Source organism: Dactylosporangium sp. NPDC000521 (assembly GCF_042898305.1).
Taxonomy (GTDB): Bacteria; Actinomycetota; Actinomycetes; order Mycobacteriales; family Micromonosporaceae; genus Dactylosporangium.
In genome coordinates this window covers 246,359-262,358 of sequence record NZ_JBIAYW010000012.1, presented here as the reverse complement: position 1 = coordinate 262,358, position 16,000 = coordinate 246,359, and the positions used below count along the sequence as shown (strand labels likewise).

Annotated in this window: 9 protein-coding genes; 4 read left to right on the top strand and 5 right to left on the bottom strand. The window is 71.2% G+C overall.

Annotation, left to right across the window (positions count from 1 at the left end):
• Positions 1 to 136: 136 nt before the first annotated feature.
• The gene (locus ACFY3L_RS35220; RefSeq protein ID WP_389334194.1) at positions 137 to 2,191 is read right to left on the bottom strand and encodes a carbohydrate-binding module family 20 domain-containing protein; all 2,055 of its coding nucleotides are present in this window, start codon (positions 2,189 to 2,191) and stop codon (positions 137 to 139) included.
• Positions 2,192 to 2,479: 288 nt separating this feature from the next.
• Here ACFY3L_RS35220 and ACFY3L_RS35215 point away from each other — a divergent pair, with 288 nt between their 5' ends.
• Positions 2,480 to 5,422 carry a carbohydrate binding domain-containing protein gene (locus ACFY3L_RS35215; protein ID WP_389334191.1) on the top strand — a complete coding sequence of 981 codons (2,943 nt, stop codon included), beginning with the start codon at positions 2,480 to 2,482 and terminating at the stop codon, positions 5,420 to 5,422.
• 34 nt (positions 5,423 to 5,456) lie between these two features.
• Entirely contained in the window at positions 5,457 to 7,556 is a 2,100-nt protein-coding gene (locus ACFY3L_RS35210; RefSeq protein WP_389334188.1) for a carbohydrate-binding module family 20 domain-containing protein, read from the top strand.
• A 132-nt stretch (positions 7,557 to 7,688) separates the two neighbouring features.
• Here the strand turns inward: ACFY3L_RS35210 and ACFY3L_RS35205 are convergent, their stop codons facing one another.
• From ACFY3L_RS35205 to ACFY3L_RS35190, 4 genes are read right to left on the bottom strand one after another with little or no spacing between them, the layout of a single operon-like run.
• Positions 7,689 to 9,332, bottom strand: a complete 1,644-nt coding sequence (locus ACFY3L_RS35205; protein ID WP_389334185.1) for an insulinase family protein — start codon at positions 9,330 to 9,332, stop codon at positions 7,689 to 7,691.
• Positions 9,333 to 9,336: 4 nt separating this feature from the next.
• A complete protein-coding gene (locus ACFY3L_RS35200; RefSeq protein ID WP_389334182.1) occupies positions 9,337 to 10,278 on the bottom strand; it encodes a hypothetical protein in 942 nt (313 codons plus the stop codon).
• A gap of 54 nt (positions 10,279 to 10,332) precedes the next feature.
• Positions 10,333 to 11,859: a glycoside hydrolase family 13 protein gene (locus ACFY3L_RS35195; protein WP_389334179.1), complete on the bottom strand. Its 1,527-nt coding sequence runs from the start codon at positions 11,857 to 11,859 to the stop codon at positions 10,333 to 10,335.
• A 49-nt stretch (positions 11,860 to 11,908) separates the two neighbouring features.
• Entirely contained in the window at positions 11,909 to 12,922 is a 1,014-nt protein-coding gene (locus tag ACFY3L_RS35190) for a LacI family DNA-binding transcriptional regulator (RefSeq protein ID WP_389334176.1), read from the bottom strand.
• A gap of 233 nt (positions 12,923 to 13,155) precedes the next feature.
• Between ACFY3L_RS35190 and ACFY3L_RS35185 the strand changes: the two genes are divergently transcribed.
• Together ACFY3L_RS35185 and ACFY3L_RS35180 are read left to right on the top strand one after the other, a co-directional pair.
• A complete protein-coding gene (locus ACFY3L_RS35185; protein ID WP_389334173.1) occupies positions 13,156 to 14,409 on the top strand; it encodes an extracellular solute-binding protein in 1,254 nt (417 codons plus the stop codon).
• 2 nt (positions 14,410 to 14,411) lie between these two features.
• On the top strand, positions 14,412 to 15,941 hold the full coding sequence (locus ACFY3L_RS35180) for an ABC transporter permease subunit (RefSeq protein WP_389334170.1): 1,530 nt from the start codon (positions 14,412 to 14,414) through the stop codon (positions 15,939 to 15,941).
• Positions 15,942 to 16,000 lie beyond the last annotated feature (59 nt).

The window sequence follows — 16,000 nt, the reverse complement described above, 5'->3', positions numbered from 1 at the left end:
GCGGGGGGGGGCCGGGCCCCCCCGCCCGCGCCCCCCCCCCCCCCCCACCCCCCCACCCCCCCCCCCCGGGGCCCCCCGGGGGGGGCCCCCCCCCGCCCGGCGGCGCCCCCCCCCCCCGCCGGTGTTCTGCCGTGTGCTATCGCCAGGTCTCGTCGAGGGTGATGGTGCCGCCCGACGGGGTGCTGACCGTGCGGTTCGGGTCGCTCTCCCAGGTGACGGTGCCGGCGGCGTCCTTGCGGATGTACTTGTACTCCACGACCGCCGAGCCCGGCAGGGTCACCTGGCCGGTCCACGTCGCGTCCGCCGTCTTCGTGAGCGGCACCGCGTTCGCCGGGTTCCACGAGCCGATCGACGGCGCGGCGCCGACGAGGAACAGCTGCTGCCCCGGCTCCTCGGCGACGTGCAGCGTCACGTTGCCCTGGACGGTGGCACCGGCCTCCCACCCGTCCGATGTGGACAGCCAGCCGTCGGCGGGGACCGTCCCGGTGCGGTTGGGGCGGCTCTCCCAGGTGACCGTGCCGTCGGCGGCGAGCTTCACGTACTTGTACTCCAGCGCGGTGCCGGCCGGGACCGGGACCCGTGCGGTCCACTGTGGATAGCCGTCGGACGACAGCCGCACACCGTTCGCGGGGTTCCACGCGCCGAGCGCGGGTGCGTTGCCGACGAGCACGAGGCGCTCGCCCGGGGCGACCACCGCATACGCGGAGAACGACACCGCCGGGGCGGGCGCCGCGACGGCCCGGGACACGCGGTGCTGCACGTCGATCGCGAGGGTGCTCAGGCCGGGCACCGTGGTGGTCAGCGCGCCGCCCTTGCCGACGGTGACGGTCGGGCCCGTGCAGCGGTTGCCGCGCACGGTGCCGCGGGTGACGTCGCAGTAGACGCCGGCCGGCAGGCCCGTGTCGAACGTACGGGTGACGGCGGTGCTCTCGCGGTTCAGCACGATGTAGCCGCGGCCCTCGCGGGCGAAGGCGATCGCGTTGTCGCCGCCGCTCCACCAGCGGGTGACCGGCGCGGTGCCGGCGGCGTTACGGAAGCCGACCATTCCGGTGGTCGCGGTGTCCCGCTGCTGGCAGAGCCAGCCGCCGGGGCCGCTCGTGACCCCGCCGCAGCGCACGGCGTCCAGGTCGCCGCCGGCCGACGCGCCCGGCGGCCCGGCGTCGGTGCTGGTGAACCCGTAGCTGGACAGCACGAGCGGGTGCCCGTAGGGCCACGCCAGGGAGAAGGCGTTGCCGAGCGCGAAGAGCGGCCCGTCCTTGTACGTGAGGGTCGCGCCGCTCTGGTCGCGCTCGGTGTCGTGGCTGTCGACGTAGACGACTGCGGTGGAAGAGGGGGAGAAGCCCCACGCCTCGCCGAACTGGTCGAGCCAGCTGAGCTTGCCGGTCTTCACGACGCGGCTGATCTGCTGGCCGTACGCGTCCTCGATGACGTTGCCGACCGGCAGGTAGTCGGACTTCGGGATCGGGGCGTTGCCGAGGACCTCCTGGTAGAGGTACGCGGGGCGCTTCAGCTTGGCCTTGATGGCGGCGAGGTCGGCCGCCGGGACGTGCTTGGCGGCGTCGATGCGGAAGCCGTCGACGCCGAGGCGCAGCAGGCCGTTGAGGTAGCCGGCGATGTCGGCGCGCACGTCCTCCTGCTCGGTCGCGAGGTCGGACAGGCCGAGCAGCTCACAGTTCTGGATCTCCCACGCGTCGTTCCAGTCGTGGATCCAGTCGTCGCCGTTGCGGCCGCAGTGGTGGAAGTCGGTCGTGTCGTAGAGGCCGGGGTAGTCGTACTTGCCGAACCTGGTGCCGCCGCTGCCGGTGCCGCCGGCGGTCTGGCCCGACATGTGGTTGATGACGGCGTCGACGTACACCTTGACCCCGGCGCGGTGGCAGGCCTCGACCATGCCGGCGAACTCGCGGGGGTTGCCGTAGCGGCTGTCGAGCTTGTAGCTGACCGGCTGGTACGCCTGCCACCACGGATACCCCTGCGCGGGCAACTCGACGTGCTCCTGGGGCGGGGTGACCTGCACGGCGCCGTAGCCGGCCGGGCCGAGGGTGCTGCGGCACTCGCGCGCGACGTCGCGCCACGGCCACTGGAAGAGGTGTGCGGTGACGTCCTTGGTCGTGGACGACGCCTGGGCGGTAGGGGCGCTGAGGCCGACGGCGGTCAGGGCGAGGACCGCCGCGAGCAGGAGAGGACGCTTCAACGAATACGCTCCACTGTAGGCGACTTGCAGGAGTTGCAAGGTCTTGCAAGAGCGTCCTGATGCTAGCTTCCCGTAACGCGCCGGTAAAGAGCTGTTGATCTTTGCAAGGTGGCCGCGAAGTTTCAGCAGCTCAGACCGGACATGCCCGATGGTGAGTTGGTGATTTTTGCAAGAAGCTTGACATGTGTCAATCGGTCAGATCAGTCTTCCTCCACGCGCTGCCATGCCCCGCCAGGCTGTCACGTCGGTCGGTCCGCCGCCGCATCGATGCCCGCAAGGAGCACCCCTATGTCCCGAAGACGCACCCTCCTGCTCGCTGTCCTGACGCTGCTGGCGTCCCTCCTCGTCGTCCCTGCCCTCGCCGTCGCGGGCACCAGCGTCACCGTCTACTACAAGCCCACCGCCGCCTGGACGACCGTGAACATCCACTACGCGCCGAACGGCGGCGCGTGGACGGCCGTGCCCGGCGTGCCGATGGCGGCCGCCTGCACCGGCTGGTACAGCAGGACCATCGACCTCGGGTCCGCCAACGGCCTGCAGGTCACGTTCAACAACGGCGCCGGCACCTGGGACAACAACGCCGGCCGCAACTACGCCCTCGGCACCGGGGACGTGACCGTCACCGGCGGTGTCGCGGGCACCGGCAACCCGTGCGGCGGCCAGCCGACGCCGACCACCCCGCCGCCGGCGGGCAACACCGCCACCGTCTTCTACTCCACCGCAGGCAGGACCTGGCCGGTGGTGAACATCCACTACGCGCCGAACGGCGAGGCGTGGACGGCGGTGCCGGGCGTCGCGATGAACGAGGTCGCCTGCGCCGGCTGGGTGAAGAAGACCGTCGCGCTGGGCGCCGCCACCGGCATGCAGGCGGTGTTCAACAACGGCTCCGGCACGTGGGACAACAACAACGGCGCCAACTACCGCATCGCCGCCGGCACGTCGAGGGTCGCCGGCGGTGTCGTCACCGGCGGCGCGACCGACCCGTGCGCGGCCGTGCCACCCGACACGACCCCGCCGAGCGTCCCCGGCGGCGTCACCGCGACCGCCGACCACGTCACGGTCACGCTGTCCTGGGCCGCCTCCACCGACGACCGTGGTGTCACCGGCTACCAGCTGACCCGCAACCCCGGCGCGGTCCAGCTCACCACCGCCACCAACGGGTACATCGACGGCGGGCTCGCACCGAGGACCAGCTACTCGTACACCGTGAAGGCCGTCGACGCCGCCGGCAACCTCTCCGGCGCGTCCAGCACCGTCACCGTCACCACCGGCGACGCGCCCCCGCTGCCCGCGGGCGGCTCCATGCTCGGCGGCGACCCGCGCAAGGAGAGCATCTACTTCGTGCTCACCGCCCGCTTCTACGACGGTGACACGTCCAACGACCGCGGCGGCAGCCAGCACGTCAAGTCCGGCAACGCCGCCAACAACGACCCGATGTTCCGCGGCGATTTCAAGGGCCTCGTCGACAAGCTCGACTACATCAAGGCCCTCGGCTTCTCCGCCGTCTGGATCACACCGGTCGTGCTCAACCGCTCCGACTACGACTACCACGGCTATCACGGCTGGGACTTCTTCCGCGTCGACCCGCGGCTGGAGTCGCCCGGCGCCTCCTACCAGGACCTCATCAACAGCGCGCACGCCAAGGGCCTGAAGATCTACCAGGACGTGGTCTACAACCACAGCTCCCGGTGGGGTGCCAAGGGCCTGTACGTGCCGACCGTCTGGGGCGCCCGGGACGGGCAGTGGGACTGGATGTACAGCGAGAAGGTCCCCGGCAAGGTCTACAACCCGCTCGACGAGAACTCCCTCGGCCGCGCCTACAACGGCGACCTGTGGTCGACCACCGCGCCGGCCGGCAACACCTGCCCCAACTACGGCCAGACCAACGGCACGTTCAGCCCCGAGGGCTACGCCAACCACCACTGCCAGTGGCCCAGCCCGACCGCGAAGATGTTCCCCGCCTCCCTGTACCACCAGTGCTGGATCGGCAACTGGGAAGGTGAGGACGCCCGCTCCTGCTGGCTGCACGACGACCTCGCCGACTTCAACACCGAGAACCCGGTCGTGCAGCAGTACCTCATCGACGCCTACAACTCCTACATCGACATGGGCGTGGACGGCTTCCGCGTCGACACCGCCGTGCACATCCCGCGGGTCACCTGGAACCGGCGTTTCCTGCCGGCCCTGCAGCAGCGCCTCACCCAGAAGTACGGCGCGACCAAGGCCCAGGACTTCTACGTCTTCGGCGAGGTGGCCGCGTTCGTCAACGACAAGTGGAACCGCGGCTCGGTCAACCACTCCGCGCAGTTCTACACCTGGAAGGAGCGGCGCACCTACGTCGCCGACGACGTGCAGGCCGCCCTCGACCAGTTCAACTACGAGAACCAGCTCGGCACCGCCAACCAGCCCACGTCCACCAACGCGTTCCTGAACGGCAACGCCTACCACGCGCCGGACCACAGCCAGTTCTCCGGCATGAACATCATCGACATGCGGATGCACATGAACTTCGGTGACGCCGCCAACGCCTTCAACAACGGCAAGGACTCCGACGACAGCGTCAACGACGCCACGTACAACGCCGTGTACGTGGACTCGCACGACTACGGCCCCAACAAGTCCACCACCCGCTACGCCGGCGGGACGGACGCGTGGGCCGAGAACATGGATCTCATGTGGACGTTCCGCGGCGTCCCGGTCCTCTACTACGGCTCGGAGGTCGAGTTCCAGGCCGGCAAGCAGATCGACTGCGGCCCGACCTGCCCCCTGGCGAACACGGGCCGCGCGTACTTCGGCTCGTACGTCGAAGGGTCGGTCGTCGCGTCCGGGTACGGCACCGTCGCCAGCGCCAGCGGCCCGGTCGCCACCACCCTGAGCAAACCGCTGGTCCAGCACGTCCAGCGGCTCAACCAGATCCGCCGCGCGGTGCCGGCACTGCAGATGGGGCAGTACTCCACCGCGGGCATCACCGGCGGCATCGCCTACAAGCGCCGGTACACCGCCGGCAGCGTGGACAGCTTCGTCCTCGTCGCCATCTCCAGCACCGCCACGTTCACCGGCATCCCCAACGGCACCTACACCGACGCCGTCACCGGTGACGTGCAGACCGTCGCCAACGGCACCCTCACCGCCACCGTGACCGCCAAGGGCGCCATGCGCGCCTACGTGCTGTCGCTGCCCGGCAACCCCGCGCCGGGCAAGGTCGGCACCGCCGGCCCGTACCTCCGCTGACACCCCTGCCGCACTCCCGCATTGGAGTTCGTTCGTGAAGAAACGACTGCTGAGTATCGGCGCGGTTGCGCTCGCCATGACCGGCGCGCTCGCCTACCCGCTGCTGTCCGCCGACCGTGAGGCCGACGCGTCCGTCGCCTCCGACGACGTCATCGCCAACCTGTGGCTGTGGCCGTGGACGTCCATCGCCACCGAGTGCACCAACGTCCTCGGCCCGGCCGGCTACGGCGCCGTGCAGGTCGCGCCGCCCGAGGACTCGATCAGCGTCGCCGGCCACCCGTGGTGGGACATCTACCAGCCGGCCGGCTACGACCTCAACAGCCGCATGGGCACCCGCGCCCAGTTCACGGCGATGGTCAACGCCTGCCACGCCGCGGGCGTCAAGGTGTACGTGGACGCCGTCATCAACCACATGACCGGCGCCAACCAGACCTCGACGACCGCGTACGGCCCGGCGTCGTTCACCAACAACTACAGCTACCCGAGCGCCGGCTACGGGTACAACGACTTCCACCACAACGGCGGCGCCTGCCCCCAGTCGGACAACCAGATCCACGACTGGAACAACCAGACCGAGGTCTGGAACTGCCAGCTCGTCGGCCTGTCCGACCTCGCCACCGAGACCGACTACGTGCGCACGAAGATCGCCGGCTACCTCAACGACCTGATCAGCGTCGGCGTCGACGGGTTCCGCGTCGACGCGGCCAAGCACATGGCGCAGGCCGACCTCGCCGCGATCAAGGGCAAGCTGACGAAGCAGAACGTGTACTGGGCGCAGGAGGTCATGCCCGGCGGCAGCGGCAACCTGTCCATGGCCGCCTACGAGGCCACCGGCGGCGTGCTCGAGTTCAACTACGCCACCAACCTCAAGAACCAGTTCACCGGCAGCATCGCCAACCTGCAGACGTTCGGGACCAGCTGGGGGCTGCGCCCCTCGGACAAGGCGACCGCGTTCGTGTCCAACCACGACACCGAGCGCAACGGCTCCACGCTCAGCTACAAGAACGGCAGCACCGACACCCTCGCCACGGTCTTCATGCTGGCGTGGAACTACGGCACCCCGAACGTCATGAGCTCCTTCAGCTTCACCAACAACGACGCCTCACCGCCCGCCGACGCCAACGGCTACGTCACCGGCGTCACCTGCGGCAGCGGCTGGGAGTGCCAGCACCGGCAGCGGTCCGTCCGCAACATGGTCGGGTTCCACAACGCCACCAAGGCCAGCACGGCCGTCGGCAACTGGTGGAGCGACGGCGCCAACGCGATCGCCTTCTCCCGTGGCGCGCTCGGCTGGACGCTCATCAACAACGGCGGCGGCGCGGTCGGGTCCCGCACGTTCAGCACCGGCCTGCCCGCGGGCGTGTACTGCGACGTCATCCACGGCGACTACACCGCCTCGTCCGGCACGTGCAGCGGCCCGACCGTGACCGTCAACGGCTCCGGCCAGGCCACGGTCGGCGCGAACGCGAAGGACGCCGTGGCGCTGCACGTCAACGCCCGCGTCACCGGGGGCACGCCGTCGCCGACGCCGTCCACCTCGTCGCCGGTGCCGTCGGGCGTCGCGTTCACCGTGACCGGCGCGCCCACCGGCAACCCGGTGTACCTCATCGGCTCGGTCGCCGCGCTGGGCTCGTGGAACACGGCGAACGCGATCCCGATGACGGCCGCCGGGTCCGCCTGGACGACGACCGTGACGCTCCCGGCGGGCACCGCGGTCGAGTACAAGTTCATCACCAGGACCAGCGCCGGCGCCGTCACCTGGGAGCCGGGCGGCAACCACACGTACACCGTGCCCGCCGGCGGCACGGGCACCGTCAACACCACCTGGAACGGCTCCACGACCACGAACCCGGCGGTCACCTTCAACGCGACCGTCACCACCGTCCTGGGCCAGAACGTCTACGTGGTCGGCTCGATCCCGGCCCTGGGCTCCTGGAACACGGCGAACGCGATCGCCCTGTCCTCGGCCAACTACCCGGTCTGGTCCGGCACCGTCACCGTGCCGGCCAACACCGCGGTCGAGTACAAGTTCATCAAGAAGGACGGCTCGGGCAACGTCACCTGGGAGAGCGGCGCCAACCGCACCGTGAACACCGGCACCGCCAGCCAGACCGTCAACGCCACCTGGAAGTAGCTCCCGCCCGCTCGAACGGCGGATCCGGCAGCCTCCTGCCGGATCCGCCGCTTCCTCGTGCCGCCGCCCCGCCCGGCGGGCCGTGATCGAAGGAGCGGAGCGGTCATCCGGGCGACCACTCCGCTCCTTCGATCACGGGCGTGGCGATGAAGCCGGCGGAAGGGTGCCGGTCGCCGGTGAGAACCTGCCGGTGAAGGGCGGGAACGCGCCATCGGGCGGGAGCACCGCGATGGTCCGCGGGATCCCGCCGGTCGCCGGCGGGGTCCCGCCGGTGGGGGCTGGAAACGTGCCGGTGGACGGTGGGAACGGGCCGGTGGCGGCCGCCGGCGACGGGCGGGGGATGTCGTCCGGGTCGCGGGCCGGCATCGGCAGGATGATCGACGGGTGCACGGACCGGTCGATGCGGGCGGCGGTGTCCGCGGGCGCGGCGAACAGCGCCGGCTCGACCAGCACCGCGATCCCGTCCAGGCCGATCAGCTGCCGTGCGCCGTCCGGCCACGCGTGCACCACCGCGCAGGAGCGGTAGCGGACCGTCGCCCGGCACTCGCCCTCGACGATGCTGACCCCGTCCGCGCCGAGGACGAGCGAAGCGCCGGAGCCGTCGACCGCCCGGTACGTGTGCCCGGGGACCGCGTCCGTGGACGTCGTCGGCGCCGCCGCGAACCCGGCCCAGTCGGCGCGGCTGCCCGGCGGCACCTGCAGCAGCCCCGAGCCGAGGGCCTGCAGGGCGGCGTCGTGCACGTCGGCGAGGGTGACGGCGTACAGCTGGGCGCGCAGCTCGTCGAGGGTGCGCAGCCGCGCGCCGGTGAGCAGGTCGGTGGCGAGGCCCGGCAGCCGGCCGGCGGGCGCGTCGGGGTGGCGCAGCGCCTCGTCGCGTTTCGTGCGGACCGCGTCGAGCTCGGTCTGGGAGATCCGGCCGACCCGGAACCCGGCGAGGACGTCGACGAAACCGCCGACGACCGCGCGCTGCTTCTCCGGCAGCGCGTCGGCGAACGCGGTGACCACCGCCATGCCGTCGCCGCGCGGGTCGTAGGAGGCGCTCGCCGCGTACGACAGGCCGCCCTCCTGCCGCAGCGACCGGAACAGCTCCCGCTCCAGCATCAGGGCGAACATCGAACCGGCCACGTGCCGGCGCATGACGCCGTCGAAGACGACGCCGCCGGCGGCGCCGGTGAAGTACGCCGGTGTCGCCGGCAGGATCGTCGAAGCGACCGGCACCGGGCGGAGCGTCCCGGCCGGCAGGCGCAGCCGCAGGCCCGGCGGGACCCGGTCGCCGGAGATCCACAGCACGGCGTTCGCCTGGGTGAACCAGGCGTTCGCCCAGGCCCGCACGTCGTCGGGGCCGAGCCGGTCGATGCCCCACTCGGGGTAGCTGACCAGGCCGTAGTGCTGGGCGCCGTACCGCCACATCGGCAGCATCCGGTTGACGCCGCCGCCGCGCCCGGCCGCCTCGGTGCGCAGGATCGCCTTCTCGGTCTCCAGCCGCTGCACCGGCAGGTCGGCGAGGGAGTCGCAGACCATCTCCAGGTACGTGACGATGTCGCGCTCGCTGCCCTGCATGTGGAAGTGGGTGACGACGCTGCCGGTGGCGCCGTTGTAGTGGTAGTCGGCGACGCCGTGCCGGTGCAGCGCGAGATGCTCGACGAGGTGCGTGATGCCGATGCGGGCGGCGCCCTCGTCGGCCAGGCCGACCCGGAAGGTCAGCCCGGCGGTCATCGGGCCGGTGCTCGGCGCGAGCAGCGTCGGGACGCCGTCGACGTCGGTGCGGTGCAGCACGGGATCAGCCTCTCGCCAGCGCGCGGTCACGGAGGTCGGCGTACGCGGTCCCGGGTTTGTCGAAGTACGACGTCCAGAGCGGGGTGCGCCGCCCGGCCAGGGCCCGGAAGTGCGGCGCCGCGGCCGCGTGGTCGCCGATGAGGGAGAACAGCATCGCGAAGTAGTCGTGCGCGGTGTGGAACCGGTAGCCGCCCTGGAACGCGGGGTGCCGGACGGTCTGGTCGGCGACCTGGTGGATCTGCGCGACGACGGCCGGGGCGCGCAGGAGCGCGGTGCCTTCGGCGTCGGAGTCGGAGGCCTTGAAGCGCTCCATGTGCCCGGCGAGGACCGTCAGCAGCCCGAGCGACCCCGGCGGGGCGGTGCGCAGCAGTTCGGCGCCGAACTCGGACACCTTCTCCCACGACCCGCCCCACTTCGGCTGCAGCTGCTGCACGAGGTGGTATCCGGCGACGTACGCGAACGGGTGGTGCGCGCTCAGCCGGTCGTACCGCCGCCGGGCCTCGTCGTGGCCGAGCGAGATGCCCCGGCAGATGATCATCCGCTCCAGCCACGCGTAGCCCTGCTCCGGCTGGCGCGCGGTGACCTCGATGAGGATCTGCTCGGCCCGGTTGAGGTGCTCGTGGAAGCCCGCCCACTGCTGCTGCGTGACGTTGCGGGCCCAGCCGGTCCCGCGGATCTTCCACCCGCGCAGCACGGTGCGGACCCCGAGGATCGTGTGTGCCAGCGCCCAGGCCGGGTCGCCGTACGGCACCCGCTCGAGGACCTGGTCGTCGAGCTTGTCCTCGATCTGGCCGCACGCCACCGCGAGGTCGTCGAGCGACCGCAGCCCGCCGAGGAACGCCGCCACGGCGGGCCAGTCACCCCGGCCGGCGTCGGCGGCGAGACGGCGCAGCTCGGTGAAGAGGTCGACCGGCTGGCTCTCCGGCACCGGCATCTGAAACGGCACGGCGGGCAGCATATGCGACCCGCCGCGCCCCGGATGCCCCCTGACGGGACGGTTCTACCGCAGCCAGACCGCCGTGTCCGGCGGCAGCGTCCCGTCCGGCAGGTCGCCGCTCGCCAGGACGACGGAGCCCGTCGGGAGCGGGACGGCGGCACCGGACAGGTTGACCACGCAGCGGAGGCCGTCGCGGCTGAAGTCCAGGACGTCGGTGGGGGAGTCGTTCCAGGTCAGCGGGCCGGTGAAGGTGCGGCGCAGGCGCAGGGCCGTGCGGTACAGCTCCAGGAACGACGACGGCACGCCCTGCTGGGACGAGGCGGCCAGGGACGCCCAGTCGGGCTGCGGTAGCCAGGAGCGGCCGGTCGTCGAGAAGCCGTACGCCGGCAGGGAAGCGTCCCAGGGGAGCGGGACGCGGCAGCCGTCGCGGCCGGGGTCGGTGCCGCCGGAGCGGTGCCACACGGGGTCCTGACGGGCGTCCGCGGGCAGGTCCAGGACCTCCGGCAGGCCGAGCTCCTCGCCCTGGTACAGGTAGGCCGCGCCCGGCAGGGCCAGCATGAGCAGCGCCGCGGCGCGGGCGATGCCGGGCGAGCCGAAGCGGGTCACGTGGCGGGCCTTGTCGTGGTTGGACAGGACCCACGTGGTGGGGGCGCCGACGCTGTCCGCGGCCTCGACGCAGGCGTCGATCGTGGCGCGCAGCTCGGCGGCGGACCACGGCGCGGCGAGGAAGTCGAAGTTGAAGGCCTGGTGCAGCTCGTCGGGGGCGACGTAGCGGGCCAGCCGCAGCGGGGTGGACGCCCACGCCTCGGCGACGGCCATCCGGTCGCCGGGGTAGGAGTCGAGGATCTTCCGCCAGGCGCGGTAGATCTCGTGGACGCCGTCCTGGTCGAAGTACGGCAGCGGCTCCCGGCCGAGCAGCCCGATCTGCTGCGGGTGCCCGACGGACGGCAGCCCGGCCTCCTTCACCATGCCGTGGGCGACGTCGATGCGGAAGCCGTCGACGCCGCGGTCCAGCCAGAACCGCAGCACCGACTCGAACTCCGCCCGCACGTCGGCGTTGTCCCAGTTGAGGTCGGGCTGGCCGGGGTCGAACAGGTGCAGGTACCACTCGCCGTCCGGGGTCCGGGTCCAGGCGCGCCCGCCGAAGATGGACTCCCAGTCGTTCGGCGGTTCTTCCGAAGCAGGGCGGAAGATGTACCGGTCGCGCTCCAGCGACCCGGGTCCGGCGGTGAGCGCCGACGTGAACCACGGGTGCTGCGATGACGTGTGGTTGGGCACGATGTCGACGATGACGCGGATGTCCAGGGCGTGCGCGGCGGCGAGCATCGCGTCGAAGTCGGCGAGGGTGCCGAAGAGCGGGTCCACGTCGCGGTAGTCGGCGACGTCGTAGCCGCCGTCGACCATCGGCGAACGGTAGAACGGCGTCAGCCAGATCGCGTCGACGCCGAGGTCGCGCAGGTACGGCAGGCGCTCCCGCAGCCCGATGAGGTCGCCCTCACCGTCGCCGTTGCCGTCGGCGAAGCTGCGGACGTAGATCTCGTAGATGACGGCGGTGCGCCACCAGTTGGAAGGCACGTCGGAAGAAGGCACGGTGAAGGGTCCCTTGCGATGAAAGGCGAAAGAGGGGGAGTGAGAGCCGTCAGCGGGCGACGATGCCCGTCGAGCCGCGGACCACGAGCTCGGGGTTGAAGAGGAACTCCGAGTGCGGGGTCGGCTGCCCGTTGATGGTGTCGACGAGGGCGCGCACGGCGGCGTTGGCCATCGCCCGGACCGGCTGCCGCAGGGTCGTCAGCGGCGGGTCGGTGAAGGCGATGAGCAGCGAGTCGTCGTAGCCGACGACGGAGACGTCCTTCGGCACCGAGAGGCCGCGGGCGCGGGCGGCGCGGATCGCACCGAGCGCCATGAGGTCCGAGCCGCAGACGAGGCCGGTCGCGCCGCGCGCGATGAGCCGGTCGGCGGCCGCGGCGCCGCCCTCGACGCCGAAGAGGGACAGCTCGACCATCTCGTCGAGGCCGTGGCGCTGCATCGCCGCGCGGTATCCGGTGAGCTTGCGCTGCACCGGCGAGAAACGGTCGGGGCCCGAGATGAGGCCGATGCGGGTGTGGCCGAGCGAGGCGAGGTGGTCGACCGCCGTCTGGCTGGCGAGCCGGTCGTCGCAGGAGATGCAGGGCGCGTCGAGGCCCGCGACGTACCCGGTGATCATCACGATCGGCAGGGGCCGGTCGATCAGCTTGCGGTAGCGGTCGTGGTCCGCCGTGGTGTCGGCGTGCAGGCCGGAGATGAAGATGATCCCGGCGACGGACCGGTCCAGCAGCATCTCGACGTACTCGTCCTCGGTCACGCCGCCCGGGGTCTGCGTGCACAGCACCGGCGTGAAGCCGTGCTGCGCGAGGGCCGACTCGATGATCTGGGCGAAGAGCGGGAAGATGGGGTTCTCCAGCTCCGGCGTGACCAGTCCGACGAGGCCCGCGCTGCGCTTGCGCAGCCGCTCGGGGCGCTCGTAGCCGAGCACGTCGAGCGCGGTGAGGACGGCCTGCCGCGTGTCCGCGCTGACGCCGGCGCGGTTGTTGAGCACGCGGGACACCGTCGCCTCGCTGACCTCCGCCTGCCGGGCGATGTCAGCGAGCCGGGCACGGGGTGGCTCGGTGGACATAGGCCCGACTGTAAAGCATCGAACCGGTGTTTGTGAAAGGTCGATGCAAGGTCTTTCATTCGACGCAAGCTCTTGCTAGCGTTCGGCCACGGCGCGGCGGGTGTCGTTGGAATCGCGACCCGGCACCTGCCCGTCACACCCCGCTTGCGCGCATTCCCCGTGGCTTCCGTGAAGGAGCCGCGCACCACACCCTGCACACCCCGCATTTCCCTGTCCGAACAGGAGATTCCCCCATGCGCATCCGCATCACGGGTGTCGTCACCCTTGCGGCTCTGTCGTTGGTTCTCACCGGCTGCAGCAAGAGTGACGGCGACAAGGCCGGCTCCGCAAACGCTTCCAAGGCGGCCGGCGGCACCCTCACCATCTGGGCCGACGACCAGCGGTCCGCGGCCCTGAAGCCCTTCGCCGAGAAGTTCGGCAAGGACAACGGCGTCACCGTCCAGGTCCAGGCGGTCTCCAAGGACCTGCAGACCAACTTCGTGACCGCGTCGCAGTCGGGCAAGGGCCCGGACATCGTCGTCGGCGCGCACGACTGGATCGGCAACCTGGTCCAGAACGGCGCGATCGACCCGGTGCAGCTGCCCGACGCGCAGAAGTCGGCGTTCGCCGAGGTCGCGGTCAAGGCCGTCACGTTCAACGGCCAGCTGTACGGCGTCCCGTACGCGATCGAGAACCTCGCCCTGATCCGCAACACCGACCTGGCGCCGACCGCACCCGCGTCCATCGAGGACCTCGTCACGGCCGGGCAGGCGCTGAAGACGGCCGGCAAGGTCACCAACATCATGTCGCTGCAGGTCGGCGCCAACGGCGACGCGTACCACGCGTACCCGCTGTACGCGTCCGCCGGCGGCTACCTGTTCGGGCAGAAGGCGAACGGCGACTACGACCCCGCCGACCTGGGCCTGGACAAGCCGGCCTCGGTCGAGGCGTTCAAGAAGATCGCGGCGCTCGGCGAGAAGGGCAGCGGCGCGCTGACCCGCTCCATCACCGGCGACAACGCCATCCCCACGTTCACCGGCGGCAAGACCGCGTTCCTCATCTCCGGCCCATGGGCGGTCGCCGACATCAAGAAGGCCGGCGTCAAGTACGACATCACCCCGATCCCGGCGTTCGCCGGCGGCAAGCCCGCCCAGCCGTTCGTCGGCGTGCAGGCGTTCTACGTCGCCAGCAAGGGCAAGAGCAAGGCGCTCGCCAACGAGTTCATCACCAACTACCTGACCAAGCCCGACCTGCAGGTCGCGCTGTACCAGGCCAACCCCCGCCCGCCGGCGCTCGTCGCCGCGCTCGACCAGGTCAAGGGCAGCGACCCCGACATCCAGAAGTGGCTCGACGCCGGCAAGGGCGGCGCCGTGCTCCCCGCGATCCCGGCCATGGCCGCGGTGTGGGACCCGTTCGGCAAGGCCGAGGCCGCGATCGTCGGCGGCGCCGACGTGCAGTCGACGCTGACCGCCGCGGGCAAGGCCATCACCGAAGCGATCAACAAGTAACCATGACGACGACCCAGCGGGGAGGCGGCTCGCTCGCCGGCCCCACCATCAAGATCGCCCTGCTCGGCGCCGGGCTGGCGTTGGCGATCGCGGCCGCCCTCCCGCTGGTCGACGCCCACGCCTGGGGCTGGCTCGCGGTGCTCGCCGCGACCACCGCGCTGCTGTTCTACGTCTACCTGACCCCGCGGCACATCGCCGCCAAGTACCTGGTCCCCGGCACCGTCTTCCTGCTCGCGTTCCAGGCGCTGCCGGTGCTCTACACCGCGAGCACCGCGTTCACCAACTACGGCGACGGGCACCGCGGCAGCAAGGCCGAGGCGATCGCCGCCGTGCAGGGCGCGTCGGTGAAGCAGGTCCCGGGCTCCATGGAGTACGACCTCGCCGTCGCCACCCGGGAGGGCGCCATCGTCTTCCTGCTGGTCGACAAGGCCGGCGCGACGTTCGTCGGCGACGGCACCGGCCTGCACCCGGCGCGGTTCACCGTCGAGGGCGGCCGGATCGTCGAGGCCGACGGGTACACGCTGCTGACACTCGGCGAGGCCAACCTCCGCAACGACGACATCCTCGCGTTCAGCGTGCCGACCGCCGACGGCGCGGTCCGCGCGTCCGGCCTGACCCGCGCGTACAACGGCCAGGCCACCCAGTTCTACGACGGCGGCTGCGACTGCATCACCGACCGCGGCACCGGCAAGCAGTGGAAGGCCGACAGCACGTCCGGCAGCTTCGTCGCCGCCGACGGCGAGCGGCTCCCGCAGGGCTGGAAGGTGCCGGTCGGGTTCAGCAACTTCACCCGGGTCCTCACCGACTCCCGTATCTCCGGGCACTTCCTGGGCACCCTCGCGTGGAACTTCGCGTTCGCGATCGGGTCCGTGCTCGTCACGTTCGGCCTCGGCCTCGGCTGCGCCCTGGCGCTCAACGCCGACCGGTTGCGCGGCCGCAGCCTGTACCGGGTGCTGCTGGTGCTGCCGTACGCGATGCCCGGGTTCGCGATGCTGCTCGTCTGGCGGGACCTGTTCAACCAGCAGTTCGGGCTCATCAACCGGTTCTTCGGCCTCGACGTCGACTGGTTCGGCCAGCCGTGGACGGCCCGCATGGCGGTCATCCTCGTGCAGCTGTGGATGGGCTACCCGTACATGTTCCTCGTCGCCACCGGCGCGCTGCAGGCCATCCCGAAGGAGATGACGGAGGCCGCCACCATCGACGGCGCCTCGGTGCTGCAGCGCTTCCGCCAGGTGACCCTGCCGCTGCTGCTGGTCGCGCTGACGCCGCTGCTCATCGCCTCGTTCGCGTTCAACTTCAACAACTTCAACGCGATCTACCTGACCACCGAGGGGGGCCCGTTCCCACCCGACGACTCCACCGTCGGCGCGACCGACCTGCTCATCACCTACACGTACCGGCTGGCGTTCGGCGGCTCCGGCGCGCAGTTCGGCTTCGCCGCCGCCATCTCGGTCTACATCTTCGCCATCGTGGCCGTCGTGTCGCTGATCGGCTTCCGGCGCAGCCGCAAGCAGGAAGAGGTGTACTCATGAGCGGGCAGCGAAGCGGCTCGGGCCGCGAATCATGTGACAGGTTCGGGTCAGGCCGACGC

Excerpts from the sequence above, each read along its gene's own strand:
- ACFY3L_RS35215 (WP_389334191.1), top strand. The coding sequence starts at position 2,480 with ATGTCCCGAAGACGCACCCTCCTGCTCGCTGTCCTGACGCTGCTGGCG.
- ACFY3L_RS35185 (WP_389334173.1), top strand. The coding sequence starts at position 13,156 with ATGCGCATCCGCATCACGGGTGTCGTCACCCTTGCGGCTCTGTCGTTG.
- ACFY3L_RS35180 (WP_389334170.1), top strand. The coding sequence starts at position 14,412 with ATGACGACGACCCAGCGGGGAGGCGGCTCGCTCGCCGGCCCCACCATC.
- ACFY3L_RS35190 (WP_389334176.1), bottom strand. The coding sequence starts at position 12,922 with ATGTCCACCGAGCCACCCCGTGCCCGGCTCGCTGACATCGCCCGGCAG.